Source organism: Caballeronia sordidicola, from assembly GCF_001544455.2.
GTDB lineage: Bacteria > Pseudomonadota > Gammaproteobacteria > Burkholderiales > Burkholderiaceae > Caballeronia > Caballeronia sordidicola.
Map to the genome: position 1 here is coordinate 118,525 of NZ_FCOC02000015.1, position 18,795 is coordinate 137,319.

Annotated in this window: 16 protein-coding genes and 1 pseudogene; 10 read left to right on the plus strand and 7 right to left on the minus strand. The window is 61.3% G+C overall.

Translation table 11 applies throughout. The annotated features are described in order from the left end of the window. Nucleotides 1-53 precede the first annotated feature (53 nt). A complete protein-coding gene (locus AWB64_RS21735; RefSeq protein ID WP_060857501.1) occupies nucleotides 54-533 on the plus strand; it encodes a YjjA family protein in 480 nt (159 codons plus the stop codon). 82 nt (nucleotides 534-615) lie between these two features. Here the strand turns inward: AWB64_RS21735 and AWB64_RS21740 are convergent, their stop codons facing one another. Continuing rightward, complete coding sequence (locus tag AWB64_RS21740) at nucleotides 616-2,487, minus strand: ABC transporter ATP-binding protein (RefSeq protein ID WP_060857502.1); 1,872 nt, start codon at nucleotides 2,485-2,487, stop codon at nucleotides 616-618. Nucleotides 2,488-3,005: 518 nt separating this feature from the next. On the opposite strand from AWB64_RS21740, the gene AWB64_RS21745 reads away from it, so the two are divergent. The 5 genes from AWB64_RS21745 (at nucleotide 3,006) to AWB64_RS21765 (ending at nucleotide 7,112) form a co-directional block, all read left to right on the plus strand. Then, on the plus strand, nucleotides 3,006-3,581 hold the full coding sequence (locus tag AWB64_RS21745; RefSeq protein WP_060857503.1) for an RNA polymerase sigma factor: 576 nt from the start codon (nucleotides 3,006-3,008) through the stop codon (nucleotides 3,579-3,581). Next, nucleotides 3,578-4,021 (plus strand): hypothetical protein, encoded by a 444-nt coding sequence (locus AWB64_RS21750; protein WP_060857504.1) that lies wholly within the window; start codon nucleotides 3,578-3,580, stop codon nucleotides 4,019-4,021. Before AWB64_RS21745 ends, AWB64_RS21750 begins: the two co-directional genes overlap by 4 nt. Continuing rightward, nucleotides 4,018-4,491, plus strand: a complete 474-nt coding sequence (locus AWB64_RS21755) for a periplasmic heavy metal sensor (RefSeq protein WP_063493259.1) — start codon at nucleotides 4,018-4,020, stop codon at nucleotides 4,489-4,491. Before AWB64_RS21750 ends, AWB64_RS21755 begins: the two co-directional genes overlap by 4 nt. Before the next feature lie 73 nt (nucleotides 4,492-4,564). After that, nucleotides 4,565-5,959 carry a DUF1800 domain-containing protein gene (locus AWB64_RS21760; RefSeq protein ID WP_060857505.1) on the plus strand — a complete coding sequence of 465 codons (1,395 nt, stop codon included), beginning with the start codon at nucleotides 4,565-4,567 and terminating at the stop codon, nucleotides 5,957-5,959. Nucleotides 5,960-5,963: 4 nt separating this feature from the next. Next, entirely contained in the window at nucleotides 5,964-7,112 is a 1,149-nt protein-coding gene (locus AWB64_RS21765) for a DUF1501 domain-containing protein (RefSeq protein ID WP_060857506.1), read from the plus strand. Between the two features lie 82 nt (nucleotides 7,113-7,194). On the opposite strand, the gene AWB64_RS21770 is transcribed toward AWB64_RS21765, so the two are convergent. Together AWB64_RS21770 and AWB64_RS32000 are read right to left on the minus strand one after the other, a co-directional pair. Then, complete coding sequence (locus tag AWB64_RS21770; protein WP_099050583.1) at nucleotides 7,195-7,827, minus strand: alanyl-tRNA editing protein; 633 nt, start codon at nucleotides 7,825-7,827, stop codon at nucleotides 7,195-7,197. Nucleotides 7,828-7,870: 43 nt separating this feature from the next. Beyond that, entirely contained in the window at nucleotides 7,871-8,113 is a 243-nt protein-coding gene (locus AWB64_RS32000; protein WP_167353935.1) for a hypothetical protein, read from the minus strand. A 43-nt stretch (nucleotides 8,114-8,156) separates the two neighbouring features. Between AWB64_RS32000 and AWB64_RS21775 the strand changes: the two genes are divergently transcribed. Together AWB64_RS21775 and AWB64_RS21780 are read left to right on the plus strand one after the other, a co-directional pair. Beyond that, nucleotides 8,157-8,648 carry a hypothetical protein gene (locus AWB64_RS21775; protein ID WP_244164145.1) on the plus strand — a complete coding sequence of 164 codons (492 nt, stop codon included), beginning with the start codon at nucleotides 8,157-8,159 and terminating at the stop codon, nucleotides 8,646-8,648. A 50-nt stretch (nucleotides 8,649-8,698) separates the two neighbouring features. Further along, on the plus strand, nucleotides 8,699-9,859 hold the full coding sequence (locus tag AWB64_RS21780; RefSeq protein ID WP_244164146.1) for a PAS domain-containing sensor histidine kinase: 1,161 nt from the start codon (nucleotides 8,699-8,701) through the stop codon (nucleotides 9,857-9,859). Between the two features lie 6 nt (nucleotides 9,860-9,865). Here AWB64_RS21780 and AWB64_RS21785 read toward each other — a convergent pair whose 3' ends face one another. After that, nucleotides 9,866-11,359, minus strand: a complete 1,494-nt coding sequence (locus AWB64_RS21785; protein ID WP_060857508.1) for an MDR family MFS transporter — start codon at nucleotides 11,357-11,359, stop codon at nucleotides 9,866-9,868. A 188-nt stretch (nucleotides 11,360-11,547) separates the two neighbouring features. Between AWB64_RS21785 and AWB64_RS21790 the strand changes: the two genes are divergently transcribed. Beyond that, a complete protein-coding gene (locus AWB64_RS21790) occupies nucleotides 11,548-11,973 on the plus strand; it encodes a GFA family protein (protein ID WP_060857509.1) in 426 nt (141 codons plus the stop codon). A 10-nt stretch (nucleotides 11,974-11,983) separates the two neighbouring features. On the opposite strand, the gene AWB64_RS21795 is transcribed toward AWB64_RS21790, so the two are convergent. From AWB64_RS21795 to pdxR, 3 genes and pseudogenes are all read right to left on the minus strand, one after another. Further along, nucleotides 11,984-15,469 carry a response regulator gene (locus tag AWB64_RS21795; RefSeq protein WP_060857510.1) on the minus strand — a complete coding sequence of 1,162 codons (3,486 nt, stop codon included), beginning with the start codon at nucleotides 15,467-15,469 and terminating at the stop codon, nucleotides 11,984-11,986. Between the two features lie 233 nt (nucleotides 15,470-15,702). Further along, nucleotides 15,703-16,416, minus strand: a pseudogene (gene mnmC2 / locus AWB64_RS21800) (tRNA (5-methylaminomethyl-2-thiouridine)(34)-methyltransferase MnmC2); the annotation flags it as partial. Between the two features lie 43 nt (nucleotides 16,417-16,459). Beyond that, nucleotides 16,460-17,929 (minus strand): MocR-like pyridoxine biosynthesis transcription factor PdxR, encoded by a 1,470-nt coding sequence (pdxR, locus tag AWB64_RS21805; protein WP_060857511.1) that lies wholly within the window; start codon nucleotides 17,927-17,929, stop codon nucleotides 16,460-16,462. Between the two features lie 145 nt (nucleotides 17,930-18,074). Here pdxR and AWB64_RS21810 point away from each other — a divergent pair, with 145 nt between their 5' ends. Then, a complete protein-coding gene (locus AWB64_RS21810) occupies nucleotides 18,075-18,785 on the plus strand; it encodes a GNAT family N-acetyltransferase (protein WP_060857512.1) in 711 nt (236 codons plus the stop codon). The last annotated feature ends 10 nt before the right edge of the window (nucleotides 18,786-18,795 follow it).

Below are 18,795 nucleotides of genomic sequence, written 5' to 3' on the forward strand. Positions count from 1 at the left end.
GCGCGAAAAGCACTATATTGGAAGCTCGTTTTTGTTATCTGAAGGAGTACAGCATGAAATTCCGCACAACCCGAAGCACCGTTGCAGGCATCGCGATTGCGCTGTCGTTGCCTTTGTTGTCCATGTCCGCCGCGCACGCGCAACTCGGCAATCTGCTCAAGGGAGGAGGAAGTTCCGACGGGTCATCGAGCAGACTCAGCAACCTTGGCAGCATGGGCAGTGCGCTGACCGGGCAATCGCTGACATCGGGCAGCACCAGCAACGTGGCGGGCGTGCTGCAGTTTTGCATCAAGAACAACTATGTCAATGCCAACAGCGCCTCAACGGTAGAAAACTCGTTGATGAGCAAGCTGGGCGGCACGTCGGCCGCATCGCAGGATAGCGGGTACACCGACGGCGCGAACGGCCTGTTGAAAAGCGGTAACGGCAAGCAGGTCGACCTGAGCGGCAGCGGCCTGAAAGAACAGGTCACCAAGCAGGTCTGCGACAAGATCCTGTCGCAAGGCAAGTCATTGCTTGGCATGGGGCAATAAGCAATCGGGCAATAAGCCACGGTTCAAGGAACGGTCCCGCTTGCCGGGACCGTTCTTTTGTCACAGCCTATCTTTTTACAATCTATCTTCCCGCGGCCAGCGTAGCGTCGCCAACATAACCATGCGTCATTGAAGGTTCATCGAATTCCTTCATCAGTCCGAGCGCCTGCCGTTCATACAACCGGCGATACAACCCGTTGTCGACCTGAATCAGCGCGTCGTGGCTGCCCTCTTCCGCAATCCGGCCGCGGTCGAGCACGAGCAACCGGTCCAGCGCCCGCACCGTGGAAAGCCGATGCGCCACCACCAGCGTGGTGCGCCCGACCATCAGCCGTTCCATTGCCTGCTGGATCAGCACCTCGCTTTCGCTATCGAGGCTTGACGTTGCTTCGTCGAGTATCAGCACCGGCGCGTCGGCCAGGAAAGCGCGTGCAATCGCCACGCGTTGCCGTTCTCCGCCCGACAACTTGATGCCGCGCTCGCCCACCAGCGTGTCATAGCCTTGTGGCAACGCCGCAATGAAGTCATGCGCGCTCGCAAGCCTGGCGGCACGTTCGATTTCCGCTTGCGTCGCGCCCGGCTTCGCATACGCGATGTTCTCCGCGAGCGACCGGTGAAACAGCACGGGCTCCTGCTGAACGATCGCAATTTGCGCGCGCAGCGAAGCCTGGCGAACATCGGCAATGTTCTGTCCGTCGATGGTGATCTGCCCGCTGGAGACGTCGTAAAGACGCTGGATCAGCTTGATCAGCGTGGTCTTGCCCGATCCCGAATGCCCAACCAGTCCGACGCGTTCCCCTGGCGCGACATGCAGCGAGAAATCGTCGTAGAGCGGCCTGGTGTGGCCGTCGTAGCAGAACGTCACGTGCTCGAAGCGAATCTCGCCCCTGGTAATCGCAATGGGGCCCGCACCCGGCTTGTCTTCAATGCCCAACGGCTGCGCCTCCAGCGACACGAGCTCTTCCATGTCGTTGACCGAACGCTGCAAGTTGCGCACATGCATGCCGATTTCGCGAAGATAACCTTGCAGCATGAAGAACATGGTGAGCGTGAACGTGATGTCGCCGACGCTGGCTTTATCGGCGTTCCAGAGCAGCAAGGCCGCGCCGAGAATCGCCACCTGCATGGCGACGAGCATGCCGCCCTGCACGCCGCCGTTGATCGTGCCGCGCGCCCAGGTGCGCTTCGTGCGGTGCCGCCACTTGCCGATCACCCGCGCGAGCCGCGCCTCTTCGCGCGTTTCCGCGCCGAAGGCCTTGACTACCGTATTGCAGCTCACCGCGTCGGCCAGCGCGCCGCCCATGCGCGTATCCCACGCGTTGCCAAGCCGCGCGGCGGGCGCGACGAACCCGAGCGACAACGCCACGGTCACGCCGATATAAACCAGCGACCCAATGCCGACCACCACGCCCATCACGGTCCAGTGCGCGCCCAGCAGCAAGGTTGCGCCAACCAGCATGACCAGCGAAGGCAACAGCGCGATCAGCAACGTGTCGTTGAGCAGGTCGAGCGCCCACATGCCGCGCGTGATCTTGCGGACAGTGGAGCCTGCAAAGCTGTTGCCGTGCCAGTCGGTGGAAAACCGCTGCACACGATGAAACGCGTCCGCTGCGATTTCGCTCATCATCCGCAACGTCAGCGCGATGATGTTCATGAACACGAGTTGACGCAACAGCGTTGCGCTAAGGCCAAGCGCGGCCAGTGCGCAAAACGCGGTAACGGCTGCCTGCCACGCAAGCGCCTTGCCGCTCGCGCCTGCAGCGAGTGCGTCGACAAGGCGTCCTGCGAAGAGCGGCGTGAGCACGTCGGCTAGCGCCGCGAACAGCGCAAGCACAACGATTGCAACGATCCGCCAGGGCTGCTTGCCCCAGTGAACAACGGTGAAACCGAGAACGTCCTTGAACGCCCGTCCGCCGAAGTCGAGTTTTCTTGCGGTTTTTCTTGTATAGGCCATTTGCCACAGCTCGTGGCGCGAAACGCCGCGAAGCTATCCTGTCGAAAAGAAAATAGAGCGACAGCCAAAGCGCGCCTCTTGCGAGCAAGGCGAACGGATCAGGGGCTGTCTGGAATGAGCGCGGGCTTCAGCACCTGCGCGGACGGCGACTCAGGCGTGTCGCGGCGTCTGGGAAAAGACAGCACAAGGGAGAGCGATAGCCATTGGATACATATGGTGCCTCCCTTTGAGAGATGATTTGAAAGATGAAATGCGGTGTAGGGTTTGACTTTTAGAAGCGACCCGAGTCCTGATTTTATCAGGCGTGTGCGCTCCTTGCCAACACCCGCGGCGAACTTTCGGCCAGCTCATCGGCCACTTCACAAAGCCGTAAAAAAGCCGAGACCGCGCGACGGATTTTCGCTGCAACTACGTTCAAGTATTCGTGCCGCGCGCCGGTCGTGGTTTACTGATGCGCGCGCCGGGCCGCTCGAACGCCCGGCGCGGGCTGTTCAACATGTGCTGCGAGACCCAACACATTGATCGAAGAAGATCCGGACGCGGACCTGCTGGCTCGCATGAACGACGAGGAACCGGGTGCAGTTCGCGAAATGGTCGCGCGCAAGCTGCCGCGTCTGCTCGCGCTCGCCACGCGCATGCTGGGTGACCGTGACGAGGCAAGCGACGTGGCGCAGGAAGTGTTCATCCGCATCTGGACGCAGGCGTCGCGCTGGCAGCGCGGGCAGGCGCGCTTTGACACGTGGCTGCATCGCGTGGCGCTCAATCTTTGCTATGACCGTTTGCGCCGACGGCGCGACGTATCGCTTGACGACGACATTCCGGAGCCGGCCGGTCACGCGCCGCTCCCGGAAGACCAACTCGACGATACTGCCCGCAACACCCGCATCGCCGCGGCGCTCGCGGCGCTTCCCGCGCGTCAGCGCGAGGCGCTCGTGCTGCAGTATTACCAGGAACTATCGAATATTGAAGCCGCCGCCGTGATGGGCATCAGCGTGGACGCGCTGGAAAGCCTGCTTTCGCGGGCGCGCCGCACATTGCGCAGCCGTCTTGCCGGCGAACGCGGCGAGCATGTCTCTGGAAAGGAACGCCGATGACCCCCGAACGTTTTCGCCGCCTCACCGAGGCTTATGGCGCGATGCCTGAACACTGGCCACAAGCCGAGCGCGCAGACGCAGAGGCGCTTCTCGCGCAACGCCATCCCGACGCGCTGGCGGCGCTTGCCGAAGCCGGTTCGCTCGATCTGCTGCTGTCGGCGCACGCTGTCGCCGCGCCCGAAACCGAGTTGATCCGGCGCATCGTGGAATCGTCGCCAGCGGGCTCGTCCAGTCGCAAACCCGCGTGGAAAAAGCCTAACTGGTGGCTGTCGGGCGCGGGTTTTGTCGGCGCGGGCGTGGCGGGCATTGCGGCCGGTGTACTGGTCATGTCGCTGGCCACATCGCTTTCGGGCGCCCCGGGCGGGCCGCCCAGCCTCTTCGATCAAACCGGTGAAAGCACCGTTTTCAGCAACGGCACGACCGACTGGAGCGATCAATGACCATGCCTATAAAAAGGCTCAGGACGCTGCTGGCCGTATCGGCGGTGCTCAATATCTTTCTGCTTGGCGCCATTGGCGGCGGCGCATACAGGTGGATTGAAAAGCAGAAAGCCGATGCGCTTGCGCAGCAGCGCGGGCTGCGTTTTGCCGCCGCCGAATTGCCGCAGGCACGCCGCGACCAGTTGCGCGATGCGCTCAGGCAGACGCGCCGTGAAACTTTGCCGCTGATTCTCAGCGCGCGCTCGGGACGGATCGATGTCGTGCAAGCGCTTCAATCGCCGCAATTCGATCGTGCGGCGCTCGACGCCGCCCTCGCGCGCACGCGTGACGCCGACATGGCCGTGCGTGCGCGCGTGGAAGGCACGGTCGCCGATTTCGCCGCGACGCTGGACGCTGGCGAACGCATGAAACTCGTCGACGCGTTGCAGCGCCACGGCCCGTTGCACGTCGGGCCTGCACCGAAAAAATAAACTGGCGGGATAGCGACGGAATCGCCCCGCCTTCACGTTTAAGCACCATGGCAACTCAAAACGGTGGGACACCATGACCGGCGTGACGCCTGCTGCAATCGCGATGAACCGCTTCGGCCTCGGCGCGCGCGCCGGGGAAACGGCGCCGTCCGACCCAAAGGGGTGGCTTGCCGCGCAACTCACGGGCGCGACCTACCAGCCCGTGTCGCCGGCGCTCGCAAACCAGCCTTCGAGCAGCGTGCTGGCCGCGGATTTCGCCGAGGCCCAAAGCGCGATCCGCGCAGCCGGCGCCGACGACAAAAAGGGCGTACGCAAGGCCTACAATGAGAAACTGCGCGATACATACCGCGCCGCCGTCAATGCGCGATTCACGAGCGCGTTGCAGACGCAGGCGCCGTTTGTCGAAAGGCTGGTGGCGTTCTGGGCGAATCACTTTGCGGTATCGGTGGAAAAACCCGCCGTCGCGGTCCTCGCCGGTTCATTCGAAACCGAGGCTATCCGTGCGCACGTGCTCGGCCGTTTCGAGGACATGCTGGTTGCAGCCGAACGTCATCCGGCCATGCAGATTTTCCTCGACCAGGCACGCTCCGTCGGTCCCGATAGCCCCGCCGCAGAGCGCGCCGCTGCGCGCCATCCGGATAACAAGCCGGGGCTCAACGAAAACCTCGCGCGCGAGATCATGGAACTGCATACGCTTGGCGTGCGCAGCGGTTACGCCCAGCAAGATGTCACCGAGTTCGCGCGTGCACTGACCGGATGGAGTATTGGCGGGATGGGCGGCGGACCTCGGCGCAACGACGCCGCGCCCGGACAGTTCGTGTTTCGCGAGCCGCAGCACGAGCCGGGGACCCGCACGATCATGGACCGCCAATATGACCCGCCTGGCGAACAACAGGCGCTGGCCGTGCTGCACGATCTGGCTCGATCGCCCGCGACGGCGCAGCATATCGCCCAAAAACTCGCCCGGCATTTTGTCGCCGATAACCCGCCGCCCTCGCTCGTCGAGCGCCTCGCCAGCGTATTCAGCGCGACAAACGGCGATCTGCCGAGCGTGTATCAGGTGCTGATCGATTCGCCGGAAGCGTGGTCGCCCGTCGACGCCAAGTTCAAGACGCCGTGGGACTGGACCGTGTCGTCCATGCGGGGTCTGGGTCATGACGATACTGGCAAGATGCAGGTTGCGCCCTTGCTTACGCAGCTTGGCCAGCCCGTCTGGCGCCCGGGTTCTCCCGCCGGTTACGACGATATTGCCGCAAGCTGGGCCGCGCCCGACGCGCTCGTGCGCCGCGTGGAGATGGCCCAGCGTCTTGCAGCACGCATAGGCGATACGCTCGATGCCCGCACGCTCGGCAATCAGTTGCTCGTGGGTTCATTGAGCGATGCTACGGCATCCGAACTATCGCGCGCCGAAAGCGCGCAAACGGCGCTTGCGCTATTGCTTGTTTCCCCCGATTTCCAAAGGAGATGACACCATGATCACGCGTCGGAATTTCTTGTGGTGCGCCGGTGCGGGCGTTGGTTCAATGCTCGTGGGATCGCGCATGGCGTTTGCATCGGTGGAATCGGACAGGCGTTTCGTGTTCGTGATCCAGCGCGGCGCGGCCGATGGACTCAATATCGTCGTGCCTTATGCCGATCCTGCCTATTCGAGTCTGCGCGGCGCGCTGGCAATCGACCCCTCGTCCGCGACAAAACTCGACGGCACGTTCGCGCTACATCCGTCGCTGGCTGAAACCGCGAAGATGTACGCCGCGCAGCAGGCGCTGTTCGTGCACGCGGTTGCGTCGCCGTATAGGGACCGTTCCCACTTCGACGGACAGAATGTGCTCGAAACCGGCGGGACCGCGCCGTATCAACCGAAGGACGGCTGGCTGAACCGGCTGGTGTCCATGCTGCCGGTATCGAAGGCGAACGCCATTGCGCTCGCGCCCACGGTGCCGCTCGCGCTGCGCGGCCGGGCCGACGTGACGTCATACGCGCCGTCCGGACTGCCGCAAGCACCCGACGACCTGCTGGTTCGCGTCACGCAACTCTATTCCGGCGATCCACAGCTTCACGCGCTCTGGACTTCGGCAATGGACGCCCGTGGCCTTGCCGCCGATGCCGGTGCACGCCAGGACCCCGCTAGCCTCGGCAAGCTCGCTGCGAGCTTCCTGAGCCGTGCGGATGGTCCGCGCATAGCCATGATAGAAACCGGTGGATGGGATACGCACACCGCGCAGAACCAGCGGCTCGGCGCACAGCTCAAGGCGCTGGACACCATGATGGCCGCCATGCGCGATAGCCTTGGCGAGCATTGGGCCAACACCACCGTGCTGGTCGCAACCGAGTTCGGCCGCATGGCCGCGGCGAACGGAACGGGCGGGACGGACCACGGGACGGCGTCGGCCGCGATGCTGTTGGGCGGCGCCGTGCAAGGCGGCAGGATCCTAGCGGATTGGCCGGGGCTTGCGCCTTCGGCGCTTTATCAGGGACGGGATTTGCGGCCGACGCTCGGGCTGGATTCGTTGATAGCCGCGGCGGCCGCCGAAACATTCGGTCTTGATCCTGTGCGGGTCAGATCGAGTCTTTTCAATCAAAAGGCTGCAAGCCCGATGTCGACACGGCTGCTTCGTACCTGATCTGTTCAAGGCATCCAGATTTTGGATTATCGATAAACATCTGGAATGCCGTGTCTTGCTGCTGCTTTGGGCGAACACCTGCTCATTGGCCCAACGCATAATGCACGGAGACCTGCCCTTTCTTTTCCTTGATCTTCAGGATTTTTATCTCGCCAATATCCGAGGTCGATGCAACATGCGTCCCGCCGCAGCTGTAAGCGGGCAAGTCGCCGAACGTCACCATCCGCATGCCGTCGTGCTCAGTCACACGTCGCGCGAGACTCCTTGACGTCAAGCCGTTGACGAGTTGTTCCAGCGCCGCGGCATCGAGCGCTTGCGCATTGCCTTGCGCCTCGAACACCACGCGCGCTTCGCCTGGCCAATGATGGCCCTTTACCGCCTGCCAACCGTTCTGCTCGCCTGCATAACCAAGCAAATGGCCCGCTGAATGAAGACGCGCATGCAGGCTTCTTGCCTCAGCCACAACCCTTATCACGACCTCGCCTGCTTCAACTGGACGGTCCGCAAAATGAACGATCTCGTCGCCGTCCTGCACGACACGAAGCACGTTCGCTTCACCTATCGTGCCTGCATCCGACGGCTGGCCGCCACCCTGCGGATGAAACAGCGTTGCGTCCAGAATGATCCGAAATTGCCCATTCTCGTCAGGCGTGCAATCGAGCACGCGCGCGGACATCTGCAATTCGTCGCTGCTGAAATAAATGCGGTGTGCCACGTCCTAATCTCCTTACAATTTCTTGAAGCATCGATTTCGCTCATCATTCCCGCATGATTCTAGCGTCGATTTCCGTAACGGATATTTCGCCAGATTCGGCATGGAAATTAACGTGCGCATGGTCGCCGATACACTCGCCCGACATCACGCCGGTTTTTGGCCGGGAACCGCGGTTACGATAATCTTCGTCCGGCGCGATATGATCGGGGAAAGACGGGCGACGCTCCAACGCGTCAAGGGTCGATTTCCCAAACGGCGAAAAGCACCAAACAAGCGCCCCAGTCATGCTCCGCCGGGTTGAGCGGAAGTTCCGGCGGTAACTGGTGCATATGGACAACTACGGCAACAATGGGTCTAGAGCTTTGGATATTTTTTATTACTGGAAGGATTATGCGTCGGACATTAAGGAAGGGCGCATTGGAACACTGGGTTCAAATGGGGACAAACTCGAGGGGATGAAGGAGCGTCTGCCCCGCAAGGTCTGGACATTTTTGACCCCCAAGACAATGAAAGGCAAGCTTCAGCTGATCGGATCCTTTTTAGTGACCGACACGAAGCCCGAGAATTTCGTGCCCAAGTGGAAGCACAATCTTTTCTACGATGCCGCATCGCCAAAGTCGGTTCTGTACCCGGATTCGGGCACGATCGAGCATATCGAGGAAATAAGCGACTTCATCAATACACGTTTTCACGCGGCTGTGCGTGCCCGGTTCCAGGGCGACAAGAGTCTGCTCGAAATGGAAGCGGATGTCGTTCGCGGTCTGGAAAAGCTTGTCCAGAACTACGAGACCATCCAGTTGATGGACGGGTTGAAGAAGTAACGGGAAGTGAATGGGCACTGCGGTTGACGATCAATCCAGGAGAGAAACACGTGTCGGGCGATCTCAAAGGCGACCCATCTTCCTCGCGTGAGCTGGCTCCGGCTCCGGCCAACAACGCGCCGCCAAGCAAGGCGTTCCCGCACGGGTTAAGCGATGTTCACTTCCGGATGCTCGTCGACGCGGTACAGGACTATGCGATCTTCATGCTTGATCCGCAGGGCCATGTCGCAAGCTGGAATCGCGGCGCGCAAAGCATCAAGGGTTATACGGCGAGCGAAATCGTGGGGCAGCACTTCTCCGTGTTCTATACACCCGAGGACATTGCGAGCCGCAAGCCGCGCACCGAACTGACGCTGGCGGCAGCGGCGGATCGCATAGAGGACGAAGGCTGGCGCGTGCGGAAAGACGGCTCGCGCTTCTGGGCGAATGTCACGATCACCGCGATTCGTGCGCCCGACGGCGCACTTCAAGGTTTCGCGAAGGTGACGCGGGACATGACGGATCGCCTGCGGCTGATCGAACTGCAGCACGCCCGTGCATTGTCCACGCACGTGCAAAGCGCCCGCGAAGAAGAACGCGCGCGGATTGCACGTGAGCTTCACGACGATCTAGGCCAGCAACTGATCGCACTCAAAATAGATGTCGCGATGCTCGATCAAGGTTCGTCGCACAAAGACGGCAAGGACGAAAACGCCCTTCCGGTCGAATCACGCACGCTTTTTTTGCAGGACAAGATTGATTCCATCATTGCTTCGGTACGGCGGCTGGCCGGCGGTCTGCGGCCGCCCATGCTCGACGACCTGGGACTCGAAGCCGCGCTCGAATGGCTCGTTGAAGAATTTCGCAGCCGCTACAAACTCGTTGTGACCGTGAACAACCTCGCGGCTTCGCTGGACTTGTCGGCGGCTGCCTCTACAGCCGTTTTTCGATTGGTGCAGGAGGCACTGCACAACGTCACGCGTCACGCAGAAGCCACCTGGGCTCGCATCGAGTTGCGCCTGACGCCCGATAAACTCCTGCTGCACATTGAAGACAACGGCAAGGGAACAACGCTTGACGGCAACCGGAACAAGGACAGCTTTGGACTTCTGGGCATGGAGGAACGCGTGCGCCAGCTACAGGGACGGATTGCTTTCGACAGCGCCCCGTCGGATGGATTTCGAATCGACATCGAGTTGCCTGTCAGCGCGATCAAGCACCAGACAGAGTGAGCACCGTCAGTCCTCCAGCGGCGCCAGGCCCTCCACCGGCATCTTCCGTTGGCCGCCAATATCGACCCGTGGCACGAACAGCAGGAACCCTACGACGAATATCGCGATCACGAAGATCGATACGAACGTCAGGTGCAACGAGTCGTGCAACACCTGACGTATCGCGTCGCCACCGCCGAGGCTCGTTGCCTGGTTTTGCAACAACGCTTTCAATTGTTCCGATGTCACCGCGGCCACGTTCTTCGAATGGCTCAGTCCGAAATTCAGCACCGCGCCGAATAACGTGGCGCCGAGCGTGCTCCCCAGATTCCGCGAGAACAGGTTCGACGCGGTCGCGCTGCCGCGTTGCGCGACATCCACGATCTCCTGGATCAGCATAAGCGAACTGACGCTCGACGTACCCATGCCGAACCCCATGATGAGCGAACCGAACGCCGCGATCAGCGGCGAGCTTCCCGGCGCCAGCATCAGCAACAACACCGCGCCAGCTGGAATGAACGCACTGCCCCAGATCAGGATTGGCCGCAATCCGAAACGATGCAGTGACTTGGCCGCAAAAGTCGCGCCGGCGGGCCAGCCGACCATCATCATGGTGAGCGCCAAGCCTGCGATTACAGGTGAACGATGCAGTACGCCCTGCACGTACATGGGCAGGAACGTGGTCGCTCCCATGAGAATCATGCCGGACAGGACGGTCGCGCCGTTGCACGCGGCAATCGGGCGGCGGCTCCAGAGCGCGAATGAAATCATGGGCTCGGCTGCGCGCTTTTCCTGCATCAGGAAAAACAACAGGCATACCACGAATGCGCCGCCGGCCATGGACGCCTTGGCGATATCGTCGTCGCCCGCATAGGTCAGCGCCATCATCAGCGCCGTGATTGTGACCATGAAGAGCCCCGCGCCCGCGAAGTCGATGGACGGCCGCGAATGCCGCTCGGATTCGCGCAGGAACATGATGAAACCCGCCGCCGACAAAAGCCCGATCGGCACATTCATCCAGAAGATCCACGCCCACGAAAAATCATGGATGATAAAACCGCCGACCATGGGACCGACGACCGCGGAAATGGCCCAGACGCTCGCGAGATAACCCTGCACCTTGCCGCGTTCGCGCGCCGGATAAAGATCCGCCACAATCGTCAGCGTGACCGGCTGGATCGCCCCCGCGCCAACGCCCTGGATCAGGCGAAATACGATCATGGCGGGCATGGACCACGCGAAGCCGGCGAGCACCGAGCCCAGCAAGAAGATTGCTATGCCGATGAGCGCAATGGGCTTCCTGCCGTATAGATCGGCAAGCTTGCCGAAGATGACGGTCATCGCGGTCTGGGTCAGTAAAAATGACGAGAAGACCCAGCTATACAAATGCAGGTCGCCAAGTTGCGCGACGATCTGCGGCATGGCCGTGGAAACAATGGTGGCTTCGATGGCGACCATTGCCATGGAAGCCATCACCGATGCAATGACTAACGGACGCGAAGTCTGCTGGCTGCGGGGCATGGGAATTGTTGTAATGAAGGAACGTGGAGCCGGCGCGGGGCCGTTGCCGCCGCGACGAATGAAACGGTCGCAGCAAGGCGGCCATCCGTAAGTATGAACCCTGCTAAGAATATTCGCTCGACGGGAAAAGCGCGGCGGCCTCGGCACACCTACACTACGGGCATACGAAACTCTTTCATTCAACGATCATGAAGCCATCGACCGGAATTCAAGCGAGCACGTTGCTTGCCGGAAAGTGCCTGTGCGGAGCGGTTCGCTACGCGGTGAAAGACGAATTCGCCTATGCGCTGAATTGCCATTGCTCCAATTGCCGCCGCGCAACCGGCTCGGCTTTCAAACCGTTCGCAGGAATAGAGCGGCATAAGCTCAGGCTCACGCACGGCGAGGACGCGTTATTGATCCACGGCGACCCGCACGCTGCGCACGACGTGCATTGCAAGCGCTGCGGCTCGCTGATGTATTCGATCGTCCGCGAAGGCGCGTATGCGCATGTCACGATGGGCACGCTTGTCGATAGCCCGGCCATTCGTCCCACGGCGCATATTTTTGTAGGTTCGAAGGCGCCGTGGTACACGATCACCGACTCGCTGCCGCAACACGACGAGTTCGATTGACCTCGATCTGCTAAGCCCGAATCCGCTCCAACCCCGGCAACCAGACACGCAGCAGCGAATAAAGCCTGTCCAGATCGATGGGCTTGGCCAGGTAATCCGTCATGCCGGCCGCGCGCGCCTGCTCCTGGTCGTCTTTCATTGCCTTCGCCGTGATCGCGATAATCGGCAGGTTCCTGAAGCGGGCATCGGCGCGAATACGGCGCGTGGCTTCCAGCCCGTCCATCTCGGGCATCATCACATCCATCAATACCAGGTCGATATCCGGTACTTCGTTGAGCTTTTGGATAGCCTCGAAACCATTCCGCGCAATATCAACCGCCATGCCCTTGTGCTCGAGCGCGCTGCTAAGCGAGAAGATGTTGCGGATGTCGTCGTCAACAAGAAGAATGCGGCGGCCCTCGAACGCGCGGTCACGGCCGCGCACGGTCTTCAACATGGTCTGCCGTTCGGTAGACAGATCAGTCTCCACCTTGTGCAGGAACAGCGTGACTTCATCGAGCAGACGCTCGGGCGAACGCGCGCCCTTGATGATGATCGAGCGGGAGTACCTGAGCAGGTCGGCCTCTTCCGCATGCGTCAGGTTGCGCCCGGTATAGACAATCACTGGCGGGAACGAATACATGTTCTCGCCCGACATGCGGTGCAGCAACTCGCCGCCCTGCATGTCAGGCAGTTTCAGGTCGATGATCATGCAGTCGAAAATGGTCGTGCGCAGCAACCCAAGTGCTTCCTCGCCGAACTCGACGGCGGTAATCTCGATGTCGTCATCGCCAATGAGCTGCACGATACTTTCGCGCTGGCGGGCATCGTCTTCGACCAGCAGCACCCGCTTGACCTTCTGCGTGAACTTGTCCTCGAGCTTGCGGAAAATTTCCTTGAGCTGCTCGCGCGTGGTCGGCTTGATTGCGTAGCCAATCGCGCCAAGATGCAGCGCGGCCTCGCTGTTGTCGTTGGCGGACACCACATGAACGGGAATGTGACGTGTCTGCGGCCCGTCTTTCAACTGCTGCAAGACCATGAGCCCGGAGCGGTCAGGCAAGCCGATGTCGAGCAGGATGGCATCGGGCAAATGCTGTGCGACGAGTTGCATGGCTTCGGCAGCGGTCTGCGCGACCAGACAGCGGTAACGCATTTCGTGCGCGAGGTTGTACAGGATGCCTGCAAACTCCGGATCGTCTTCGATCACCAGCACGGAACGCCTGCCGGCCTTCGCGTCTTGCCGGTCGTCGTCATACGCGGGCACGGGCGCTGTCTCCACGAGCGGCGCTTCAGCAAGCACGACCGGAATGTGCGGCATGACCGGGACATGCGCCGGGAAAACGACAGGCACGTCTTCTGCCACATTGCCCGCATCCGTCCAACTGGAAGGCAAGATGAGTTCGAACGTGCTGCCGGCGCCCAGCGCGCTGCTCACGCGGATCGTGCCGCCTAGCAGCTTCGCCAGATCGCGGGAGATCGAAAGCCCGAGTCCGGTGCCGCCATAACGGCGGCTCGTCGTGCCGTCGGCCTGACGGAAGGCTTCGAAGATCGTCTCGTGGTTTTCCGGCGCAATGCCAATGCCCGAGTCCCTCACCGCGAAGCGCACGTGCTCCCCGCCCGTGCGGCTCAGCGTGAGCGCGATCGTGCCGGCATCGGTGAACTTCAGCGCATTCGATATCAGGTTCTTCAGTATCTGCTCGAGCCGCCGTGAGTCGGTGAAAATCGACTGCGGCGTGCCGGGTTCGATATCCACGGTGAACGCCAGCCGCTTCTGCCCGGCGAGCGGCTCGAAGGTGCGCTGCAACGACTCGGTCAGGCGCGACAGCGATACGTCTTCGGGCGCGAGTTCGAGCTTGCCCGCCTCGACCTTCGAGATATCGAGAATGTCGTTGATGAGGTTGAGCAGGTCGTTGCCGGCCGAGTAGATCGTGTTCGCGAACTTGACCTGTTCATCGCTCAGGTTGCCGGTATGGTTTTCCGACAGCAGCTTCGCGAGAATCAAGGAGCTGTTCAACGGCGTGCGCAACTCGTGCGACATGTTCGCGAGGAACTCGGATTTGTAGCGGCTCGCGCGCTGCAAGTCGTCGGCGCGCTCTTCGAGTTCCGTCTGCGCCTTGTTGAGCGCCTCGTTCTTCTCATCGAGCGTCAATGCCTGATACGTGAGCTGCTCATTGATGGTTTCAAGCTCGGCCTTCTGATTGTTCAGATTGGATTGCGACTCTTCCAGCGCGGCCGTCTGCTCTTCCAGTTCCTCATTGGCGGATCGCAATTCCTCCTGCTGAACCTGCAACTCCTCATTCAATTGCTGCGTTTCCGCGAGCACGTCCTGCAGGCGCTCACGATACAACGCCGCTTCCACCGACGCGCCCACGCTTGCCGATATCAGCTTCAGGAAGTCGATATCCCGCGCCGCCGCCGGCTGCATGAAGCCAAGTTCGATCACACCGTTCACGGCGCCGTCGTTGTCGATGGGCGTCATGACAATGCTCTTCGGCGGGCTGGTTCCAAGACCCGAAGTGACCTTCAGATAGTTGTCGGGGATATCATCGAGTTCGATCAGGCGACGCCGCGCGGCCACCTGACCGACGAGCGTCTCGGCGTCCTCGAAGCTTTGTTCGCGCGCCTCGTTCTCGCGGCTGAAACCATACGCGGCGACGCGGCGCAACCGGCCGCTCTCGTCGCGAACGTAAAGCGCCGCCACCACCACACCAAGATATTGCGCAAGGAAGTCGAGCATGGCGCGGCCAAGGCGCGGCAACGCCTGCTGTCCGACGAGGCTCTCCGCAAGCTGGCTCTGCCCGGTTCGCAGCCACGCCTGCTGATGCAGGACTTCGTTGTGTTCGGCCTGGGCTGTCAGCGCGCTATCGTAGGTCTCGGACAGCTTCATCAACTCACGGCGGCCGAAGATGGCAAGCAATGCGCTCAACGACAAACTGATTGCGAGGAAAATGGCGACAGCCGTTGTCGTGACCTGCCGGGCAGTCGCCGCGCGTTCCCAGCGCAGGTTCAGCTCCACGTCCAGGAAGTCCTTGAACTCGCGGCGCGTCTCGTCGAATTCAAGTTTGCCGCGCCCGCTGCGCAAAATCTCCACGACATCCTGATTCGCCCGGCGCATTGCGATCGTCTGTTCGGCGAAGCGATCCCATTGCGCCTGCAATGCTTCAATGCGCTTCAGGCGTTCGACTTGGGGCGGGTTATCGCTGACCAAATCCATCAGCGTCGAGAGCTTTGCGTTAAAGCTCGCCTTGCCCAGTTGGTACGGCGCGAGAAAGCTGTCATCGCCCGTGAGCAGGTAGCCGCGCTGCCCCGACTCGCGATCGACCGCGAGCTTGATCAGGTCGTTGCTGTCGCCAATGACACGCTCCGAATGCTCCAGCCAGTTCATGGCGGACAGCAGATAAAACAACAGCGCGACAAACACGACCGCAGTCGCGATCCCGGCGCCAATAGGCAAGGCGATATTGCGCCGGATAATGCGGCGGAAGCTGTTTTGATCGACAGCGCGATGATCGGGCATTGCTTTATCCCTGTTATTGATTGAGCGCCTCGAAGGACGCCATACATGCCATTTGGAAGCGTGCGCGGTGCCTTATGACAAAGCCGCCGACAAAGCCGCCGCGCACGCAGGCGCAGATAATACAGTCTCCAAAGCGTACTGTCGGTGATGATGAGCACCCGGCCTTTCAGACGTATTTCATCAAGGACAAAACCGTCTTGATTGGCAATTTTTACTATATTAAGCAAAGCTTATTGCGGTAAATATTGCCCGATCAGCATTGCGCGTTTCCAACCAAAGCCCGGCACTTTTTTATATTCGAAGCCCGCGTGCAGCAGTGCGCGTTTGACTTCGCCCGCGCTCGTATACGTGGAGAACGTTGCACCTTCGCTCGCAAGACGGCCGAGCGACTCAAACAAGGCCGGCGTCCAGAGTTCGGGATTCCGGGCCGGCGCAAAACCGTCGAGATAAAACGCATCGGTGCGAAGCTGCAACGTGGGCAAGACCGAGACCGCATCGCCGAAAATCAGCGTCAGGGTGACACGGGTGTCATCGAAGGCGAGCGTATGGATGCCGGGCGTGAGGTCCGGCCACGCATCGGCAAGCGTTGGCGAAAGCGCCGCGACGGCTGCGTCGTCGATAGTCGCCGCATGCGTGAGACGGAGATCGCTGGCGCAGAACGGATGTTTTTCGACCGATACGAAATGCAGACGATCGCTGCGCGACGGATCCGCACGCCATGCAGCCCACGTCGTCAGGAAATTGATGCCCATGCCAAAGCCGGTTTCCAGCACGGTGAAATCCGGGCGGCGCTGCCATCGTTCCGGCAAGCCGTTACCTTGCAAGAATACGTATTGCGCCTGCGCGACGCTGCCCACGACGCTGTGATAAATGTCGCCGTATAGCGGCGAATAAGGCGACCCGTTCGGGCGGAACGCAACGGTGGCGGGAATCAGCGGTTCGGGCATGTTTGGTTCGTTGATGATTGATTGGTCAGCGCGCTCGGCGCATTCACGGCAGCATCGATCTTACGATCCGCGCGAGTTTTTCGACGGCGGCGTCCGCCTCGGTCACAGGCACGCTTGCATAACCCAATACCAGTCCGTTATAGGCTTCGGCGTTCGCGCCGGCCAGGCAAAATTCACTGACCGGGACCGCCCATAGCCCTTCCGAGCGCGCTGCATTGCATACGTCCATATCACGCAAGGGCGCGTTCAGCCGGGCAGTCAGATGCATGCCGCCCGCCCCGCCCGATACCGTCAGCAAGTCGCCGAAATGGTGGTCAAGTGCGGCCTGCAACGCTACGCGCCTGCGCGCGTACAGCCCGCGCATGCGCCGCAGGTGCCGCGTATATGCGCCGCTTCGCATGAAATCCGCGAGCGCCAGTTGATCGGCTGTACGGCCCTGCCGCGATATCTCCCCGAGCGTGCGCGCGAACTCGCGGGAGAGTCCCGGCGGCACAACCATGAAACCAATCCTCAGCGCGGGAAACATGGTCTTGCTGAACGTGCCCAGATAGATCACGGGTGTGTCGACCGCCAGTCCCTGCATGGCCGCGAACGGCGAACCCGTGTGGCGGAACTCGCTGTCGTAGTCGTCCTCGATCACCCATGCACGATGCGCGCGTGCGTCCGCGATGATCTGCATGCGCCGCTCGATGCTCAGCACGCTCCCAAGCGGATACTGATGCGACGGCGTCACATAGATCAGCTTGGGCGGAGAGTGCGCCCAGTGCGAAGCTGCGGGCGCCATGCCGTCTGCGTCGACCGGGATGGACACGAGCGACAGGTTCGCTCCCTTGAACGCCGCGCGTGCACCCGCATAACCGGGATCTTCCACCCACACGCGGTCGCCGGCGTCGGCCAGGATGCGTGCGCAAAGGTCGAGGCTTGTCTGCGTGCCGTCGGTGATAAAGACCTGATCGATGTCGCAGCGCACGCCTCGCGAAACCTTGAGGTAATCGACCAGCGCCTGCCGGAGTTCGGGCGTGCCGGCACTGTTCGCGTAGCCCAGATCCGTTGCGGCGAGCTTTCGCCATGCGCGGGCGATGGCGGCGCGCCACTGCGTCATGGGGAATTCGTCGAGGGCTGGCAGGCCCGGACGAAACGATACCGCGATGGGACTGGTCTGCGATTCGCGCCTCAAGCCGTCGATACGCCGCGAGAGTTGCGCCGGATGAGGTTTCCTCGCGGGCGGTTTCGATTGCGTTCGCATTTGCGTGCCGACCGGAGCCACCACGGAACCCTGCCGGCTTACGTGCAAGAACCCTTCCTCCGCGAGCTGCTCATAGGCGAACATGGCCGAGTTGCGCGCAATGCGAAGTTCGCTCGCGAGTACGCGCGTTGCGGGCAAGCGCGTGGCTGCCGGAAGCAGGCCGTCCAGAATGGCGTCGCGCAACGCTTCGTAAAGCATGCGTTGTTGCGTGATCTTCCGGCCATTCAGGCGTTCGGCGAAGGTTGAAAAGAGTAAGGCAAGGTCCATGCACTGGCCGACCGTGGAAGCACGCGCGAGAAACGTGGCTCTAAATAAAACAGGGTTATTGGGTCTATCAATGGCGCCATCGACATTTTATTCTTATACCAGAGTCGAGAACCATCACGAATCAATCACCTGAACGGAGAATCGATTGAGCACGTTTCAGAACGAATTTGCACAGCCCATTGGCGCACCGCTTCCAAACTGGCAAGGCGCCCGTGCGCCGGCACGCGTCGCGCACGAAGGGCGCTATTGCCGTCTGGTTCCCGTTGATCCGGCCACGCATCTCCACGATCTGGCCGACGCTTACAACTCGGCCACGGATGCGCGCGACTGGACGTATCTGGCAACAGGACCGTTCAGCACGCTGGAAGCTCACCGGGCACATCTGGAAAAGCTCGCGTCGACGTCCGACCCGTTGCACTTCGCCGTGATCGATGCAGCCAGCGGCAAGGCGCTCGGCACGCTCGCGCTGATGCGCATCGACCCGGCGAACGGCGTGATCGAGGTGGGTTTTATCGCTTTCTCGCCGCTGCTGAAAAAAACCCGCATTGCGACGGAGGCAATTTTCCTGCTGATGCGCCATGTCTTCGATGACCTTGGCAACCGGCGCTTCGAGTGGAAATGCGATTCGCTCAATGCGCCCTCGCGCGCCGCGGCCAAGCGCTTCGGCTTTACTTTCGAAGGCATCTTTCGCCAGGCCGTGGTGTACCGGGGACGCAACCGCGATACCGCGTGGTTCTCGATCCTCGATTCCGAATGGCCGGCGCTCAAGGCAAGCTACGAGCGCTGGCTCGATCCAAAGAATTTCGATACGGGCGGTGCGCAAATCGAACGCCTTTCTACTGCCAACGCGCGCTGAATCGAAGACA